Origin of the sequence: Chitinivorax tropicus, assembly GCF_014202905.1 — a bacterium.
GTDB lineage: Bacteria > Pseudomonadota > Gammaproteobacteria > Burkholderiales > SCOH01 > Chitinivorax > Chitinivorax tropicus.
Genome location: NZ_JACHHY010000011.1, coordinates 1 through 17,313, shown reverse-complemented (window position 1 = coordinate 17,313; position 17,313 = coordinate 1). Strand labels below are relative to the sequence as shown.

12 protein-coding genes and 1 CRISPR repeat array are annotated in these 17,313 nt (G+C 55.3%); of the genes, 6 read left to right on the top strand and 6 right to left on the bottom strand.

Features of this window, described 5'->3' with window-relative positions:
* Positions 1-177: 177 nt before the first annotated feature.
* From HNQ59_RS09815 to HNQ59_RS09805, 3 genes are read right to left on the bottom strand one after another with little or no spacing between them, the layout of a single operon-like run.
* A complete protein-coding gene (locus HNQ59_RS09815; protein WP_184038460.1) occupies positions 178-972 on the bottom strand; it encodes an ABC transporter ATP-binding protein in 795 nt (264 codons plus the stop codon).
* Between the two features lie 10 nt (positions 973-982).
* Positions 983-1,804, bottom strand: coding sequence for an ABC transporter permease (locus HNQ59_RS09810; protein ID WP_184038458.1), 822 nt, complete (start codon positions 1,802-1,804; stop codon positions 983-985).
* A 13-nt stretch (positions 1,805-1,817) separates the two neighbouring features.
* The gene (locus tag HNQ59_RS09805; RefSeq protein ID WP_184038455.1) at positions 1,818-2,786 is read right to left on the bottom strand and encodes an ABC transporter substrate-binding protein; all 969 of its coding nucleotides are present in this window, start codon (positions 2,784-2,786) and stop codon (positions 1,818-1,820) included.
* 460 nt (positions 2,787-3,246) lie between these two features.
* Between HNQ59_RS09805 and HNQ59_RS09800 the strand changes: the two genes are divergently transcribed.
* The 4 genes from HNQ59_RS09800 (at position 3,247) to HNQ59_RS09785 (ending at position 8,600) form a co-directional block, all read left to right on the top strand.
* Complete coding sequence (locus HNQ59_RS09800) at positions 3,247-4,062, top strand: DUF1835 domain-containing protein (RefSeq protein ID WP_184038452.1); 816 nt, start codon at positions 3,247-3,249, stop codon at positions 4,060-4,062.
* Positions 4,063-4,498: 436 nt separating this feature from the next.
* Positions 4,499-6,101: a CRISPR direct-repeat array (repeat unit 37 nt; unit sequence GCATCGCCCAGCCTAACCGCTGGGCGCGGATTGAAAC).
* Between the two features lie 108 nt (positions 6,102-6,209).
* A complete protein-coding gene (locus HNQ59_RS09795) occupies positions 6,210-6,794 on the top strand; it encodes a PAAR domain-containing protein (RefSeq protein WP_184038449.1) in 585 nt (194 codons plus the stop codon).
* A 118-nt stretch (positions 6,795-6,912) separates the two neighbouring features.
* A complete protein-coding gene (locus HNQ59_RS09790) occupies positions 6,913-7,503 on the top strand; it encodes a VRR-NUC domain-containing protein (RefSeq protein ID WP_246490943.1) in 591 nt (196 codons plus the stop codon).
* An 11-nt stretch (positions 7,504-7,514) separates the two neighbouring features.
* Positions 7,515-8,600 (top strand): type VI immunity family protein, encoded by a 1,086-nt coding sequence (locus HNQ59_RS09785; protein WP_184038446.1) that lies wholly within the window; start codon positions 7,515-7,517, stop codon positions 8,598-8,600.
* Between the two features lie 177 nt (positions 8,601-8,777).
* On the opposite strand, the gene HNQ59_RS09780 is transcribed toward HNQ59_RS09785, so the two are convergent.
* From HNQ59_RS09780 to HNQ59_RS09770, 3 genes are all read right to left on the bottom strand, one after another.
* A complete protein-coding gene (locus HNQ59_RS09780) occupies positions 8,778-11,462 on the bottom strand; it encodes a TonB-dependent receptor plug domain-containing protein (protein ID WP_184038443.1) in 2,685 nt (894 codons plus the stop codon).
* A 248-nt stretch (positions 11,463-11,710) separates the two neighbouring features.
* A complete protein-coding gene (locus tag HNQ59_RS09775; RefSeq protein ID WP_184038441.1) occupies positions 11,711-12,022 on the bottom strand; it encodes a rhodanese-like domain-containing protein in 312 nt (103 codons plus the stop codon).
* A 320-nt stretch (positions 12,023-12,342) separates the two neighbouring features.
* Positions 12,343-12,978, bottom strand: a complete 636-nt coding sequence (locus tag HNQ59_RS09770) for a hypothetical protein (RefSeq protein ID WP_184038439.1) — start codon at positions 12,976-12,978, stop codon at positions 12,343-12,345.
* 1,387 nt (positions 12,979-14,365) lie between these two features.
* Here HNQ59_RS09770 and HNQ59_RS09765 point away from each other — a divergent pair.
* Together HNQ59_RS09765 and HNQ59_RS09760 are read left to right on the top strand one after the other, a co-directional pair.
* Complete coding sequence (locus HNQ59_RS09765; RefSeq protein WP_184038437.1) at positions 14,366-14,956, top strand: H-NS histone family protein; 591 nt, start codon at positions 14,366-14,368, stop codon at positions 14,954-14,956.
* Between the two features lie 648 nt (positions 14,957-15,604).
* Positions 15,605-17,095: a helix-turn-helix domain-containing protein gene (locus tag HNQ59_RS09760; protein ID WP_221320216.1), complete on the top strand. Its 1,491-nt coding sequence runs from the start codon at positions 15,605-15,607 to the stop codon at positions 17,093-17,095.
* Positions 17,096-17,313 lie beyond the last annotated feature (218 nt).

Sequence of the window (17,313 nt, the reverse complement as noted above, 5' to 3'; positions counted from 1 at the left end):
TGGGCCAATGAGGCGTGTTCTTGAAGAGCATGATTTGACCTGGGTTTGACCCAGGCTGCCATCGCCCGCGTCAAGCAAACGGGCGGGCTTGATCTCCTGGGGCTGAATCCGCCAGCAGGGCGTCATCGCCCGGCCTGCGCCGGGTCGATCGATGCAGCGTGGAGCGACAGACGGGCCTCAGTCAGTGGTCAACACCTTCAATTCATCCGCCTGATGGCGTTGTTGTTCTTCCATCACCAGCCAGGACAACTCTTTCTTCAGGTCGTTGAAGGCCGCCCCGCTAGGGTCGCGTGGGCGTGGCAATGACACCATGACATCGCGTTTGATGGTACCGGGGCGATAGGTCATCACCACGATCCGATCAGCCAGATAGATCGACTCCTCGATAGAGTGGGTCACGAACAGAATGGTTTTACCGAACTCGCCCCAGATCTTCAACAGCTCGTCCTGCAAGGTTCGCCGCGTCAAGGCATCCAGCGCGCCAAATGGCTCGTCCATCAGCATGATCGGAGAATCCAGCGCCAGCACCCGGGCAATTGCCACCCGTTGCCGCATACCACCTGACAAATCCTTGGGATAGCGATCCCGGAAGTCGCTCAGATGCAGCTTGGCCAGCAAGTCATCCACACGGCTGCGGATGTCAGGTTTGCTCATGCCTTTGATTTCCAAGCCGAATCCAACGTTCTGCGACACGGTCATCCACGGGAAGAGCGCGTATTCCTGAAACACCATGCCCCGATCCGGGCCGGGTTCGCTCACCACTTGCCCATCCACCCTGATCCGGCCACTGGTGGGCAGGCTGAAACCCGCCACCGCATTCAGCAAGGTGGATTTACCACACCCAGACGGCCCCAGCAGGCAGACAAACTGGCCACGGGGAATATCGAGCTGGATGTCTTTCAGTGCGACGACAGGATGATCGGTGGTCTGGAATACCTTTTGCACATTTTGGATTTGGATATGGGTGCTCATGGGGTGCTCCTCAGCTTTCCAGGCCACGGTGCCAGCGCAGCAGGTGATGATTCAGCTTGCTCATGCCTGTGTCGATCAGCAGACCCAGCAGGCCAATGGTGAGCATGCCTGCAATGATCTTGTCAGACCAGAAGTACTCGCGGGCCTCCAGAATGCGGAAACCCAGCCCGTTGTTGACTGCAATCATCTCCGACACGATCACCACGATGAAGGCGGTACCCATGCCGATGCGCGCCCCCGCCAGAATGTAAGGCGTGGCTGCTGGCAGCATCACCCGTAGAAACAGGTCACGGTTGCGCACGCCCAAATTGCGGGCAGCACGGATATAGATCGAATCAACGTGTCGAACCCCGGCGATGGTATTCATCAGCACCGGGAAGAAGGCACCGATTGCAATCAGGAACACCGCAGGCGGGTTTCCCAGGCCAAACCACAGGATCGACAGCGGAATGTAGGCAATCGGGGGAATGGGCCGTAGCACTTGGACCAACGGGTTCATCAGGCTGTATACCCGATTGCTGGCCCCCATCGCCAAGCCCAATGGCAAGGCCAGCCCCCCGCCGATGAAAAACCCCAGTAGTACCCGGTACAGACTGCTGATCGCATCATGGATCAATTCACCGGAAAACAGCCATTTCAGATAACTGCCTGTCTCAGGGGAATGCGCCTCGGTGGGCAGCAAATAGGCCCACCATTTACCCAGCACTGCCAGCGGCGAGGGCAGGATCTGAGGATTGACCCAGCCCAGCCCCGCAGCGGTCTGCCAGATGACCAGCAGGCAAGCCGGGACAATGAACCCGGTCAGCCTGCGTTTGATAGACCCGGTAGACATCATCACCTCCTGCCTATTTGGCTTCCGTGACCTTTTTGGCCTGCTCCAGCAGGTCGAGTTTGACCCAATCCTTGGCGACGGGCGGCTTCACCATCTTACCCACCTTGTACTGCATCATCATATCGGTGGTGGTCTGGATGTGCTCCACGCTCAAATCATAGGTATACGGCGAATTGCCGATTGCATCATCGAAATCCTCCTTACTGATCTGATTCTTGAACATGTTCTCGCGGACATACTTTTCAGCGACAGCAGGGTGGTCGATAAACAGCCTGGTCGCCTGCATGAAGCAGTTCATGAACTTCTGCGCCTCAGCCTTGCGGGTGCCATAGAATTTCTCACTCATCACCAAGGTTCGGATCGGCTCGCCCAATGGGGTTTCATAAGGGTTGATCAGCTCTCTGCCAAAGCCCTTATTGAGCGCCTGGGATGACTGGGGCTCGGATTGGGCCATGGCGTCGATGTTTTTCGACATCAGAGCCTGATTCAGATCCGCAAAAGCCATATAGACGATCTGCACATCCTTACCCGGTTGCTCAGACCAGGTCAGCCCGGCCTTAGCCAATTCCGCCACCAGAATCAGCTCCTGCGCGCCACCTCGGGCGACCCCCACCTTCTTGCCCTTCAGATCCACCATCGACTTGGCAGGCAGATCCGGGCGCACCAGAATCCGGATGCCGCCTTTGGCGAAGCCCGCCACAGCATAGATAGGCGCCCCGCCGGCCCGACCCGCCACGGCAGCATCGGCAGCACTGGCTGCCACATCGATTTCACCCGCAATGATGGCTGGCATGATATCCAGACCCTTGGCAAAAATACGCTCTTCCACCTTGATCCCGCATTTGGGCGCGATCTCCTTGATGTAGGAGACTGCACCATAATGAGCGAACTTGAGATTGCCCAGGCGAATGACTTCCTCCGCGTGGGCGGGCAGGGCGGCAAACAAAGCGGCAATGGCGAAGCTGGCAAACCAAGGTTTCATTTCAAAGACCCCTTATGAACGAAATATTTGATGAACCGAATGTCAAATGGACATCATGACATCACGGTTGCAATTGCAATGCCAAGTAAAGGCGATGGCTAACCATATGAAAAAAATGGCTTCATTTCGGCTAAAGATCCACAGAGTGGCGAAAAACCAGAATCGACAAGCAATGCATTCTGGGATATGTGACAAACCACCGACCTTGGCCATTGTAAGGCGAGTGCCGCACTTTGTGTAAAGGATGAAAGCCGCAGAATCAGTCTGGGAGCGGCATATATTGAAATCGTGCTGATAATGAAAGGGATATGGGGAGCAAGGCTGCCGACGAGAGGTCGGGCGTCGGCGCGTGATCAAATCGCTACAAGCGCTGGCGGCCCAGGCTCGGCGCCCCGTCGTGAAACCATGTCACCCGAGCCTGGTCTGATCAAGCTGTCGAACAACAGGGTATAGAGTCATCATGAGCCAGACACGTTATGTCGTCCACGGAGACAGCGCCACCGGCTGTCTGAAGGAAATGGCCCGCCAAAGCGGGCAACCCTGCCAGATCATCAAAATGTACGATGACTTGCGCATCGGGCCGCTGATCGATGCCGATCAGCCCCACCCCGCAGTGCGCCTGCAATGGCTGCGGACCATCTGCCAGGCCCAATGGTGGCCCGATATCGACCAACACCTGGCCAGCCTGACCAACCACGCACTGGAAACGCATCATCACCTGCTACAAGCGCTGGCAACCCCCGACCCGATTGTAGTCTGGGTCGGCAACACCGCGATCGATCAATTGATGCTGGCCATGATCGCCAGCCTGGCATTGCCACAGACACCCTTATCCGTGGTGGACATCACCGGGCGAGTGGATGACAGCCATATGGGGCAATTCGCCGTGGCCATGTGCCCACCGGAATCGCTGAAACACCTGACACCCGCCACCATCCCCCCCGCGCAGCGACAGACCTTGCAGCAACAATGGGCATACTGGAAAACAGCGGCCCAAGGCTGGCGGCAAATCGATGCAACAGGCCAGCTGGTCGATCTGCCCATGGATCACCTCGACACCAAACTACTGGCCACCATCGCTGAAATGGGCCGCTGCCCGGCTGGCGAGGTGATCGGCATCGTCCTGAACGAGCAGCGAGGGCTACTGTCCGACAGCTTCCTGATCTGGCGATTGCACCTATTACAGGATGCAGGCAAAGTGGCCTACCTCCCAGTCGAGAGAGACCCCTGGCTCGGCCCGGATGTACAGCTGACGGCGGAGCACCCGGATGGGTGAAACTGACCCCGCCCGCAAAAAAAACAGCCAGACTGACATGCATTGCAGAGCGAGCCCTGGCCCCCGCTGGCGGCGCCACCTGGCCAGGTGCGCCCGCCACACGAATACCCGGCGTAGAACCACACAACAAACTGCACCGCGAAATCGACCAGACCCCAAACCGGCTGCGGTGTCACTGCCTGCACGAACCTATTGACCCGACTATCAAAGAATAGGGACAATTCAAAGCACTGGATTTCGACGGCCTGCTGGTGGTGTAGCGCGAACCCCCAGCAACCGACAAAACCCAGCCCTGTTCGCGTTTTTCCAACCAATTGATTGAAATGGGAAAAATCATGGCCACTACCCCAGGTGCCCACCCGCTGCTGCCACATGGCAACAGGTTCGCGCAGGCGGTCAGAAAAAGCCTGTTTCATCAAAAAGATGGAAAAACGGGGCATCGCCCAGCCTAACCGCTGGGCGCGGATTGAAACCTCGTTGCTCATCACAACGATTGATGTATCAGGCTGCATCGCCCAGCCTAACCGCTGGGCGCGGATTGAAACACGCTTGCTGGAAACCATCCCTAATAGTGGTGGGCATCGCCCAGCCTAACCGCTGGGCGCGGATTGAAACATTTTGGTTTCTTTGAACATGCCAAGCCTCGCGTCCGCATCGCCCAGCCTAACCGCTGGGCGCGGATTGAAACCTAGCCCTTGGCTTTCTCCCATGTTTGAATTTACCGCATCGCCCAGCCTAACCGCTGGGCGCGGATTGAAACAATCTACTTCGCAACAACAGTCGCGCAGAGCGCGCATCGCCCAGCCTAACCGCTGGGCGCGGATTGAAACAAACGCGGGCAAAAACACTTGGCGGGCTTGCTCGCGCATCGCCCAGCCTAACCGCTGGGCGCGGATTGAAACAAGTTCATGATGTCCCAAGCAGCGCGGCGTCAGAGCATCGCCCAGCCTAACCGCTGGGCGCGGATTGAAACAGTGAGAATGAGCCCACATTAGCTGATAACAACCCGCATCGCCCAGCCTAACCGCTGGGCGCGGATTGAAACATCTGATGTCACGGTGCATAGCGAGATGGCAACGCATCGCCCAGCCTAACCGCTGGGCGCGGATTGAAACTTGTATCCTTCGTCGGATGGTGATGTCGGCTTTGCATCGCCCAGCCTAACCGCTGGGCGCGGATTGAAACTATGCCGATCCCGAGGATCAACCAGAGGTATGCAGCATCGCCCAGCCTAACCGCTGGGCGCGGATTGAAACTTATCGTCACTCTTGGCCTTGCTGGCCTCAATCAGCATCGCCCAGCCTAACCGCTGGGCGCGGATTGAAACATGTTGGCACTCCGTCCCATGTGCGACCGTCGAGCGCATCGCCCAGCCTAACCGCTGGGCGCGGATTGAAACCGTTATTTGTCTATAAAGCATGAGCGGTACGACTGCATCGCCCAGCCTAACCGCTGGGCGCGGATTGAAACAACTTGAAGACGGCAGGTGCGGTAACGGCCTCTGCGCATCGCCCAGCCTAACCGCTGGGCGCGGATTGAAACAGGCAAGCTACCTTGGAGCCTCGGGGCGGGGTTTGCATCGCCCAGCCTAACCGCTGGGCGCGGATTGAAACATTTCGCGCCAATTTGTTAAGTGCCGCGTACCGGGCATCGCCCAGCCTAACCGCTGGGCGCGGATTGAAACCAACAGTTCGGCCTCCGCTTGCGATTTTGCCTCTGCATCGCCCAGCCTAACCGCTGGGCGCGGATTGAAACTTGGTTCGGTTGGTGTTGGTCTTGGTGTTGGTGTGCATCGCCCAGCCTAACCGCTGGGCGCGGATTGAAACGCCGTGCTATCTGCACTGCACTACTACGTTGGCGGCATCGCCCAGCCTAACCGCTGGGCGCGGATTGAAACTGCTCGCCAGTATGGTCGATCGACAACACGATGAGCATCGCCCAGCCTAACCGCTGGGCGCGGATTGAAACAAGTTGAGCCGTGTCGGGGTATCGCTCGACAAGGGCATCGCCCAGCCTAACCGCTGGGCGCTTATTGAATAAGCCGCTTCTGCGGCTTTTCCTTTATCTGCTTGCAGATTTGCAGATGTATTTCCGGATGTCATATTCTTGCCGCCCATCGTGATTTCATCTTGATGCGGAGGACGTTCATGCTGCCAGTTATTGTCTTGGGTGATGCCACTGACCACGGTGGGGTGGTGCTGTCTGCCTCGCCTGGTAGTGAGACTGAAGGCAGGCCGATGGCCCGGGTGGGGGATCTGGTCGGCTGCCCGACCTGTATGGGGGTGTATGCCATTGCCGAGGGGGATACGACTTGGTTGGATGAAGGCCAGCCGGTGGCTTACCACGGCTGCAAGACCACTTGTGGGGCATCGCTGATCAGCTCGCAGACCTTGATCGGGCGCCGTGCCAGTGGGCCAAGCAGGGCGGCGGCGGGGGTGCTGGGTGGTGCGGGCCGGGGGACGATGGTGAGCTATCAACCCTGGGCGGGGGCTGCGCTGGTGGATGATACGGCGCAGTCAAGCACTGCCCAGCCTGCCAATGCATCCGGCCCGTTCCGTGGCCGGTTCCGGCTGGTGCAGGCCGCGACGGGCGAGCCGATTGGGGGGCATCCGTTCACGGTATCATATGCGGGGGGTGAGCCGATCCAAGGGCAGACTGATGATGATGGCTATACCCCGTGGGTCGAGACGGCTCAGCTGGTGGCGCTGCATTTCACGACGAGGGGGGCATGAGTGATCTGCCCATGGGGCGTGGCTCGGTCCACCCCAGCCCGCAGGGCCATACCCGCACGCTTGCACTGCGGGATGCGGAGCGGCTGAGCAAGCGTGACAAGGGGTGTTGTGTGGTGCGATGTGCAAGTGCCAGGGCGAGCCGGTCAAGGGCCGGGACGGGCGGGATTTGAAGCAGGCTTGCGTGTCGGGGCGGTTGAGTGAGCTGGATCAGGTCCTGCAGCGACGCAGCCCCTACAAGGCCGAGGTCAGCTATGACATGACGCAAGACCCGCCCAGGCCGATCATGGATCGACGCCAGCCCACCAAGCCACATGGCTGGTTGCCAGGCTGGCTGGCCAAGTATTGGGATGAGCCGGAGGCGCAACGGCCCGCTTGGGAGGCGGGGCAGGGCTATATCCGACGACCGGATGTGGTGATTGTGAAAGACCCGACCAAGCCGCCGACGCAGGATAATATCCAGCAGGTGGTGGAGATGAAGTTTCCGCCGCAGGAAACTGATAGAGATCAAAAGCGGAAAGATGAACGAATCGCCGGCGATCCAAGCAGGGCATTGGTCATCGGCCCACAGGACTGTGATTGCAGCCAGCCCAGGGAAGAGGGCTCTGGCCTGCCGCAAGGGGCGCTGTCCAGCACGGCTGCGCTGGCCTCGGCGCTGATGTGGGTGATGAGCCGGGGCCGAGGCCCCTGCCCATCGGTTCCTGCTTATTGACGAGGTTTGATATGGTTGATCTGAAACTGCCGGTGATACCAGATGAGCCACCAGCGGACTGGGCGGCCTACTGGAAAGAAAACGCCCAGCTGATGCTGTTGCCAGGGCGGCTGCTATATCCCAATGGGCCGCAGGATTACATTGGCCTGGCTGTCTGCGTGAAGGCTACCCTCAATTTCCACGGGGCGCACCTGCCGGAGGTGCGGGCGGCGATTGCGGATTGTTTTGAAGAGTATGTGGCGGTGGCTGGTGAGCACCTGAAATGGGGGGCAAATGAGGGAGATGTTCCTCGAAATTTTCGTCGAATGAAGTCATTCAGGGCTAAATTGGAGAAGATGGGAAAGAATGATGAATTAGGCTATTACTGCTGGTCAGGGGAAGAGCCTGATAGCACTGGATTTTATACATTCAATGTGATTGGCATGCGGGCTTGGCAAGTCGCCCAACACCCCCGCTGGGGCAGCAATATTCTTGAATTCAGCCTGCCGATCACCTCGCTGGATGAGCAGCCGACGCTGATGATCCAACTGTTCCTGAGCTTCTGCCGCAAGCTCAAGCCGTTTTCGGGCTACGCGGGATTCGGGCTGAATGTTTCAGTAACAAAGGGGTACGAAAACCAGCGGATGGAATATTACTTATCCCAACAAATGAATGGGCTGGATGTCGGCTGTGTGTGGGGTGAGTTGCCCGATGGCATCAAAACCGTCTCCTGGCTGACGGTGGTCAATCAAACCATCCGTGATGAATTCGGCACCTTGATGAATTGGCGTAGCGAGTTGCCGCCGCTATGGTATGCCTTCTACGACTACGGTGCGGGCATGGTGATCCAGGCCGGGCCGCGCCCGGAGGTTGCCCCTGTGGCCACTGACCCCAAGCCCCCCGCCTATGTGCTGGTCAATCATTGCTTGCAACCCTATCGCGCACCACTGGCCAAGTCCTTTCACGCTGGGGGCGATGACATGGCCTTCGACTGTATCGCCACGCAGGAGTGGCTGCGCCGCTTCGACGTTCCTGACGAGGCGCTGATGCAGTACAAGACCGCCTTGTTGTATACCCCTAAGCTGACCCCTGCCACGACCCTGCCAGAGCGGCTGTAAGCTGACGCGCGGGGCCATGGTGGCCATGGCCCTTCATGCTGTCTGAGGTCTGTGCGATGCGGTGTCTGCGGCCAGTCATCCGCTGAGTCGCAGGTGGGATGCGGCTTTGCGCAGTTGTTTGGCGATGGTGGGATATGGCCGTGCTATTGGCCATATCCTTGTCTGGGCTGAAAGGGCTTAGTTGAAGTGGTAACCCAATTCCAGCCAGGCGGTCCTTCCGTGTGAGCTGTAGCTGCCCACCGGGTAGTAGGGCCAGCCACCGGTGTTGTCGATTTTGATCTGATTGAACAGGTTGTTGACGATCAGCGACAAGCTGCCTTGCTTGCTGAATTGGTAGCGGGTGCTGAGGTTGGTCAGCGTAGTGGGGGTGAGCCGGGTGGTCTGGTCGCCATTGGGGATGCGCCCATAACGGGTGAATTGCAGCGTGGCGCTCCAGTCTTTCAACGACCAGCTCAGGTTGGTGATCAGTTTGTCTGGCCAGTCGGAATTGTCGAGTGATTTCAGGCGGTCTTGCTCCTCATCATTGGCGAACTGTTTGTATTTATGGCTCAGCACCTTGCTGTATTGGGTTTTCCAGCTCCAACGACCCAATTGGTCGAGCTTCCAACGCACGGTGGCGCTCAGATCGTAACCGCTGGTTTTCTCGGAGGCGGCGTTGATTGGGTTGATCAGCACAGCAATGATTTCGTCCGGCCCTTGTATGGCGGTGGATGGGTTACGCCGGACGCGGTTGATGGCGTCGGTGCAGAGTGCGGAATCGATGGGCAGCACGCCCGTGCGGCAGTCTGCTTCATCACGTAGGATGCGGTCACCATCCAGGCTGGTGACGAGGTCGTCGATGCGGATCTGCCAGTAGTCTGCCGTGATGTCAAAACTGCTGACAGGTGACCAGACCAAGCCGAAGCCAAATGATTTGCCATTTTCCGATTTCAGGTTTTTGTTGCCAGACTGGGTGTAATTTGCACCGGGCGAGGTCTGGGCGTAATCACAGGTGGCCAGGGGCTGGCCTGCCAGGCGGCAGCGATAGTAATCGGTTGAGGAGGAGTAGTAGCCTTTGGTCTCAGACTGATAGATGTAATTCATATCAGGTGCGCGGAAGCTGGTGGCATAGTTGCTGCGGAACAGCAGGGTATCGAGCGGTCTGAATTCCAGCCCAGCGCTGTAGGTGAATTTGTTGTCGGCATGGTCGGCAAAGTCGTAGTGATCGTAACGGCCAGCCAGGGTGGTTTTCAGTGATTTGATGATCGGTATGCTCAATTCACTGGCCAATGCATAGCGGGAGCGGGTGCCGCCGACATCCACCACGGTGCTGCGATTGTAGAACTGTTGCTCATTGATGCGTTTGTCTGGTCGGTTGCTATAGCCTTGATTGCCCCATTCGACGACGCTGGCGGCAGACAGGGGGCCTGCGGGCAGCTCGATGATCTCGCCATAGGCACTGAAACTCAGGTTCTGCGTCCAGGCGTTATTTTTTGAGACAGTGTGCGCATAAAGGCTGGCAAATGCCTGCGGTGTCAAGGGCTGCTCGAAGCGACTGGCATCCGGAGCGTAGATGGCGATGCCGTCCACGTCGGTGCCCAGCTGGGGGCCCAGGAAAAATTCATCGATGCGATTTTTGATGGACGGCGAGCTGGCATAGCTGGTATAGGCCGAGGCGTTGTATGCGGCTTCGTATTGCCAGCTGCTTTTTCCTAGCCGGCCTTTGACGCCAAACGCCAGATTGGCCGCCTGATCATCCCATTCCCGGTTGTAGCGCTGTACGCCGCCTATTTCCTCGGGGGCAAAGCTGCGCTTCCAGACCTCGTAGCGATTGGTGAGCTGGTTCAAGAAGTAACCGCCCTTGTCCGCCGCCGATGACCAGCTCGGCCCACGCGTGTTGTTCTGGGTATTGTTCAGCCCGAAATAGGCATCGGCAAACAAGGTGGTGTCGTCGGACAGGTCATAATTCAAGCCTGCGTAGAAGTTCTGGCTTTGGTTGCGGGTCTGGGTAGTCCAGTAGGTCGGGCGGGCCAGGCCGGTGCCACATGTGGTGCCGGTGCGGGATGAAACTGCCTCGACGGTGTTGTTGAACAGGCCTGCCAGCGCACCACAGCCATCACTGGGCCCGATGAAGCGCTTGTTGGCGAGGTTCTGTCGCGACCAGATCGGTGTCAGTTTTTCACCATTCATATTATTGGCGGCCATGAATGGGCGATCTTTCGACCAGATGGCATTGGTCTTCGACAGCTCCATGCCAAACAAGGCACGTAGCGCGCCAACATTGGCGCCACCAGTGACTTGCACACGCCCGTTGCTGCCACCACCACGTTGGGTGCCGCCGACTTTCAGATTGACATCGACTCCGCTGGCACGTTTTTTCAGAATGATATTGACCACGCCGGCAATGGCATCCGAGCCATAGATGGCAGCGCCTGAGCCATTCAGGATTTCGACACGATCAATCAGGGCTGATGGAATGTTGGCCAGGTTCACAAAGTTGACATTGCCCTCGTAGGCAATCGGGTATTCCGCCACGCGCCGGCCATTGATCAAGACCAGTGTGTGATTGGGCCCAAGGCCGCGCAGGCTGATGGTGTTGGCCGCTGGGGTGAAGGTATTGCCGAAGTCCGCGCCTTGTGTAAAGCCTGTGTTCTGGGTTTGTTGGTTCAGTGCGTCGAAGACATTCTTATAGCCTTGATCCTCCAGATCCTTGCCAGTGATGACCGTCACACTGGTTGGGCCCTCCTGGGTCGCACGGGGGATACGCGAGCCAGTCACCGAGATGCGCTCCACAGGTTTGGGCGTTTCATCCGCAGCCAATAGGGGCGGGGTGGTCAGGGTAAGACTCAGGATGCCCAGTTTCCAGACTTGTTCAGTTTTCATTGAATGGCCTTTGGGGTCAATGCATCGATTGAACGAACAGCCGGGTATCAGGGTTGGCAAACCCGGCCACATCCCGCTGCCCAGGCCGCGAGTGGTGGCGAGGGCAGGGCGGATGCAGCGGAGAATAGCAGTGATTTATTATTACTAAAAACTATAAATTTATATTTCTATATATTTATTTGTTATTATGCTGTGGGGTAATATCTGATACGTAGGTTGCAGCAGGGGGGCAGGCCTGTAGCTGTCTATTACTCCTGAGCCGGCAATGAAGCTGGGTCGAGGATGCCGCCAGCGTTACGCACCTGGTGATAGCCCAGGGACAACAAGATGTGCTCTGCGCGTGCGGCACGCAGCCCGGACCTGCAATACACCACTAGCGGAGTATTCCGATCCGGGTAGTGTTCACGGATCAGGTCACGTAAATCGTCAATGGGTAGGGAGATTGCATTAGGCAGGTGCCCTGCTTCATATTCACAGCTGGCACGTACATCGATCAAGACAGTGTTGGCGGGGAGGAGTGGACAGCCAGTTAGACCTGCAAAACCAGAGGTATCACCCATGTCAGATCCTTGCAAAAGCAATATCGATTGAGATGTGTCCGTCTTTGCTGATGAGCGGGCTGGCGATATGGCAAGCAAGGCTTGGTGTGCCTTTTCCGGCTGACCCGATACCCCTGTTGGGTACCAGCCTGCCGGGGTAGGGCGCTGGTTGTGACATCTTCTGCCAGAGTGCTCATGCATACCGCAGCTGAGTGAGCACGATACGCCGATTGCGCTGAACGGTCATCAATGTGATCCGTTGCGCAAGCATGCATGTCATTGGTGCGGTTGGGGTGGGGCAAAGAGAGCCTGGTCTGGGTGGGCGACCAGGCCGCCCAGACTTACCAGTTAAGGATCTTGGTCCAGGGTTTCTCACCAATCAGGAAGGTGCATTTATGCTGTTGGCCAGGTTTTTTGGGCACAACAGACAGGCTGCCATCTTTACCCATGCTGGCCAGCCAGTGAATATTTTTCGCGCCCATCATGTCGATCAATGCAAACTCAGTCTGCGGGGCCGTGATCGGGCTGGCACAGCGACCGAATAGCATGGTATCGGTCAAGGCAGGCACCGCCAATACATCCTTCACGTTATAGCGGTATTGCCCGTTGCTCAGGCGGTTTTCCTGCTGTGCACTGATCAGGTAGTTGCTGCCCTTCTTATCCAGCACCCAGAAATCCAACTTGACTGGCGTAGCCGGCGTAATCGAGAAAAATGGCCGCCACCCGTCGCCAATCAGGGTGGGCAAGTGATTCCCCCTTGTATAGGTAATGGCTTTCAGCTCCTCAGAGATCGAGCGCTTCTCAGCCACTGCGGGGGTAGGCTCTGGCCGTGTCGTGACGGGCGCGGCAAGCGGCTCGGATTGCTTGGTCGGCACGGCGTTGCTCGTTGTCGGCGCATTGGCAGTGGGTGGCTGAGTCGTGGTGCAGGCGGTGATGGTCAACAACACCGCAGTCGTGACGGATAGACGTTGAATCATGACTGCATTCCTTCGTTGTTCAAATCATGCCTGCCTGCTGGAGTGGGTCAAAATCGGGCGGGCGCCCTGTCTGATGGTGGATCAAGGTGAAAACCGGTACGACAGCGCCACAAAACCAAAAGAAGTCAATTCACGCCAGTAAGCAGGCAAATCCGTTGGTCAGTAAAGGGCATCATTGAACCGCGTCAGGCGGGTTGCTGGCAAGTCTTTTCCAATGATCGAGCAGGGCTGGTTGGCCTACTTGACATATTTACAACAACGCCAGGGCCGGTAGGCGCAGCACGTCTTGATCATGTGAAATGAAATGACCGCAAAACCTCGCCGGCGGGGCTCAGTGTACTGCGTAATGATATATGGCATACATGTCATGTATGCCGTCTGTCGAAGTTGGGCCGATCAAAATGGGGTCAATTGAGCGCCCGATTGGCTGGGGATCGGCTCAGTTTGTCCGTCCATTCATTGGAATATCAATCATCTAAATTCGGTAAGTCTGAAAAGTATTGCAAAAAAATAGAGCGATCAAAACATGCTCATTGCATCATGGGTGTGCGCGGTTGTTATTGTCAGTGCATGCCAGCCAACACATGCATATATAGTCAGGCCATTCAAGGTTGTTTGATTGATATGTTAGACAAGGGACAATTTTTGTGAGTTCAATTGAGCAGAAAAACAACTTATTGATAAATTAATGATAATTTTTCCATCAAATCGCATGGTGATGAATTGATTGCGCTGCTCGTGAGAATGGCTGAATCGATAGGTTGGCTGTAAAAAAATTCAGGTTATTTGGTGGGGGTTATGGAATTGAATCGGTGCCCTATGGTGCTTGAATGACCTGGCTACCGTGATGTATGGCATCATCTGGATTTCCCTGATTGCAATTGGTTTCAATCTAACAAATCTACTGCCTGGTCATGTTTTTGATAATCAATTTTCAACTAAGAGGCAGGCATGAGTGAGCAGAAGGAAACAGATACAAATCAAAGATTTTCATGATTGGTGGGAACGTTGTTCTTGGTGGTTTTCCAGTAAAATGGCGACTGATAAATAGTAAGAGTTATAGATGTCATAGGCTGGCCTTGGCCGCTATAATGCGTTGAAACCGCAGAGCGGTACTGTGATTCTTTGGGGGTTTCTTCGTATGATAAAGAAGCCGACACACTTCTCAGACGATTGAGATAAGAAGCTGTGAATAGAATTTTTACAAGTTTCCTATTAAAAAAAGCAGCAAATTTCGAAAACGATGCTAGAATCAGCCCATAGTGATGGTGGTAACCAGGTCTGGTTTGGTGGAAATCTTCCCGTGATTTCAATTAAATAACTGGCGCTGATTTCCCTTCGTCGAATGTATTAGTGCATTAATTCATCAATGAAAAGGATGAACGCAATGGCAGAACAGGCCCAAAACAATACTGCAAATCAAGCTGCCACCCCCAAAAAGGCAGCAGCCAAAAGCGCCAAGGCACCTGCTGCTAAACCAGCAGCCAAGGCAGAGAAGACAGCGGCAAAAGCTGCTGTGGCTACCCAGAAGGCAGTACCTGCTTCCAAAGACAGCGAGGTAGGTAATACACTCGATAGTCTGCGCGCAAATCTGAAGACTTTGACGCAGGACAATGCTGCTGCACTGGCTGAATTGAAACAGCGTTCTGTTGAGATTCAGAAGAGCATCGCCGAGCATCAAAAGAACCTGCAGCGCACAGTGAAAACCTTCCTGGGCGAAGTCGTCCATGAGTTCGGCTTGACTGTTGAAGACGTACAGGCATTGGTGCGTGGTGGTAACAAAGGCACCAAAGCCAAGGCGGCAGTAAAATTCTGTAACCCCGCCAACCCTTCAGAAGTGTGGACTGGCCGTGGTCGCCCCCCGCTGTGGGCGTTGGATCGTGTTGCCCGTAAAGAAAAGGTGGTGATTCAGCCTACCAGCCCTGAATATGCAGACGATGCAGCGAAAACAGTTGCTCGCTTGATGGCAATGAAATAATTGCTTCGGGCTTAGTAAAAAAGGGAGCGAATGCTCCCTTTTTTTGAATCGCCAGGGCGTTGCAGACTTCGAAATAGATTGCTTGATTGCTTGTGTGGGTATTTGTAGATCTGAAATGATAGGTGTGAATGTTTGTTCTGCTGATAATCCATGCAATCTATATTTGCAAGCGTAAGAGGTTGTTGCTGGCGGATGTCACCACCCGCTTAAACATATGGCAACATGGTGTCGTTTACTGCCTCCCCAGACTTTTCCTACGATTCGCCCAATAAAAAGCCCGCATTGCTGCGGGCTTTTTATTGGTGTGGGTGTTGGCATCACTCCCGCTCAGTTATCAATAATAACAAAAAATGTTTAAAAACATGATATTACGATTTGCTGGCCACTCAATGCCATGAAAAATACCATGCCCATGTGACTCTATCAATCTGGCGTCCTCAGTGGCATTGTGACCGCTCAAACGGTTGCAATCGGCCAAGCATCATGTCAATGGCGGATACAAGCCAGTCTCCCCAATCATTCTGGGTTCGATGGCCTGAAGGTGACTGCTGCACAGGCAAGTCAACTTCCTAGCCTGCTCGACCTTGACAAGCACAGAAGCCGATGTGATCATCGAAGTCATATTTTTCATATGACTAGGTGCTTTTTGTGTCACATTATACTACCCCTCGACCGGAACAAGTCCGCGCAGCTCGCAGCCTGCTTGGCTGGTCGCAGACCGACCTAGCGACAAAGGCCGGTGTAGCGATCTCGACAATAGCTGACTTTGAGCGAGGGCAACGTATTCCCGTTCCGAACAATGCCCTGGCAATACGGCAAGTTTTGGAGTCTGTCGGCATCCGATTTACTGAGACGGCTGTAAGCCACGGCTTTGAATTGACTTTCATGACCGAGCGTGGGATCAGCACCTTGGCTATCACCTTTACGGCCGAAGCCAGTGCGTCCATTCTTGAATTGACATCAATATTTGGCGAAGTTGATCCTGCGAAGATTTCGTTCAAGTTTATTCAATGCGTGACGCCAGAGCTGAGACACAAAGTGACTGACTTCGTTGATCGCTACCAGAAAAATGCACCCCATCTGTTTCGGTTACGCAAGCTAGTCACGGACATGTCTGATGGCGAGTTTTTTCTGCTGCTACAAGCCCCTCCCACTTCAAGCGCAGAAGAGTTCCGCTACGGAGAAGTTCTCCGTCGACTCAATCATCCTCAAGACCAACTATTAGACGAGCACAACCAAGTATTTGGTCAGTTACTTGAGTTGTATGACATTTTTACCCCCCGAACAGACAAACGCCTTGACATCGGAAATTCTAGAAAGGCGGACCGAATCTGTCGCTTCTGCGGTGGAACGACCAAAACGAAAGCCAGATTTGATAAAGAAGCGCATGCGATACCCGCCGCCTTGGGCAGCAAGTACCTAAAACTCGCAGACGAATGCGATACATGCAATCAATATTTTGGAGAGGAAATCGAACCGACCCTTGTCGAGTTGTTAAACATCCAGCGAGTGTTCTTAGGCATTGAGGCTCGCAGTGGATCACCTACCGTTAAGTTTCCCAGTGGCTCGATGTTCCGCAATCAAGAAGGCGACGAAATGATGGTCGTCGTCTCCGAGAAAATTTCCCAGGACGCTTCCGGCGCACTGACTGCTCAACTAGGTAGAGGAAAGCCAATCATTCCGCAAAATTTCTACCGAGCGCTAAGCAAAATCGCACTGTCTGTAATCCCGGAAGAGGAACTTCCTGCCCTAGCGAAAACCGCGCATTGGGTGCGCTACGGAGAAGCCGGTGACAAGCCCTTACCGAACATTGCTACTGCCGTGGTTATGCTCCCACCGGAACCATCAGCTCAAATTACTTTATATCTTAGGAAGGCCCCCCATCCGACACTACCGCATGTGGTATGCGAGTTCCGATTGGGATGCTACATGTATGTCTATGCTCTCCCATTTTCCGAGAATGATGAAAGCAACTTGATTGGTTTTTTCGAGGAAGAAGACTTTAAGCAAACATTCCGTCATTACGGATTTGTGCCCTCGTGGCGTCAACAGGATTACAGTGCCAGCAAGGAGACCCAAGTGATTCAGAGCATAACTCTACAACCTAGAAACACGTCTAGCGGTAAGCCCGCAGCCTGAGTACCCGTGCCTCTGGCACAACTCAGCAAACAAAGAAGGGAGGGGACGTGCTGTACCAACTTTGGTGCGACAAACATGTCGAGGAAGAAAACAACAAGCAGTTGTGGCGATTTGACCTTTCCCTGACCTTTCCCCGTTAGGTATCCCAGTCTTTAATTAGCAACCTGGGTCCTCTGTTGGTGGTACTTCTGCCGGAATTCTTCCGGCGTTAAATATCC

Excerpts from the sequence above, each read along its gene's own strand:
- HNQ59_RS09815 (WP_184038460.1), bottom strand. The coding sequence starts at position 972 with ATGAGCACCCATATCCAAATCCAAAATGTGCAAAAGGTATTCCAGACC.
- HNQ59_RS09810 (WP_184038458.1), bottom strand. The coding sequence starts at position 1,804 with ATGTCTACCGGGTCTATCAAACGCAGGCTGACCGGGTTCATTGTCCCG.
- HNQ59_RS09805 (WP_184038455.1), bottom strand. The coding sequence starts at position 2,786 with ATGAAACCTTGGTTTGCCAGCTTCGCCATTGCCGCTTTGTTTGCCGCC.
- HNQ59_RS09800 (WP_184038452.1), top strand. The coding sequence starts at position 3,247 with ATGAGCCAGACACGTTATGTCGTCCACGGAGACAGCGCCACCGGCTGT.
- HNQ59_RS09795 (WP_184038449.1), top strand. The coding sequence starts at position 6,210 with ATGCTGCCAGTTATTGTCTTGGGTGATGCCACTGACCACGGTGGGGTG.
- HNQ59_RS09790 (WP_246490943.1), top strand. The coding sequence starts at position 6,913 with ATGTGCAAGTGCCAGGGCGAGCCGGTCAAGGGCCGGGACGGGCGGGAT.
- HNQ59_RS09785 (WP_184038446.1), top strand. The coding sequence starts at position 7,515 with ATGGTTGATCTGAAACTGCCGGTGATACCAGATGAGCCACCAGCGGAC.
- HNQ59_RS09780 (WP_184038443.1), bottom strand. The coding sequence starts at position 11,462 with ATGAAAACTGAACAAGTCTGGAAACTGGGCATCCTGAGTCTTACCCTG.
- HNQ59_RS09775 (WP_184038441.1), bottom strand. The coding sequence starts at position 12,022 with ATGGGTGATACCTCTGGTTTTGCAGGTCTAACTGGCTGTCCACTCCTC.
- HNQ59_RS09770 (WP_184038439.1), bottom strand. The coding sequence starts at position 12,978 with ATGATTCAACGTCTATCCGTCACGACTGCGGTGTTGTTGACCATCACC.
- HNQ59_RS09765 (WP_184038437.1), top strand. The coding sequence starts at position 14,366 with ATGGCAGAACAGGCCCAAAACAATACTGCAAATCAAGCTGCCACCCCC.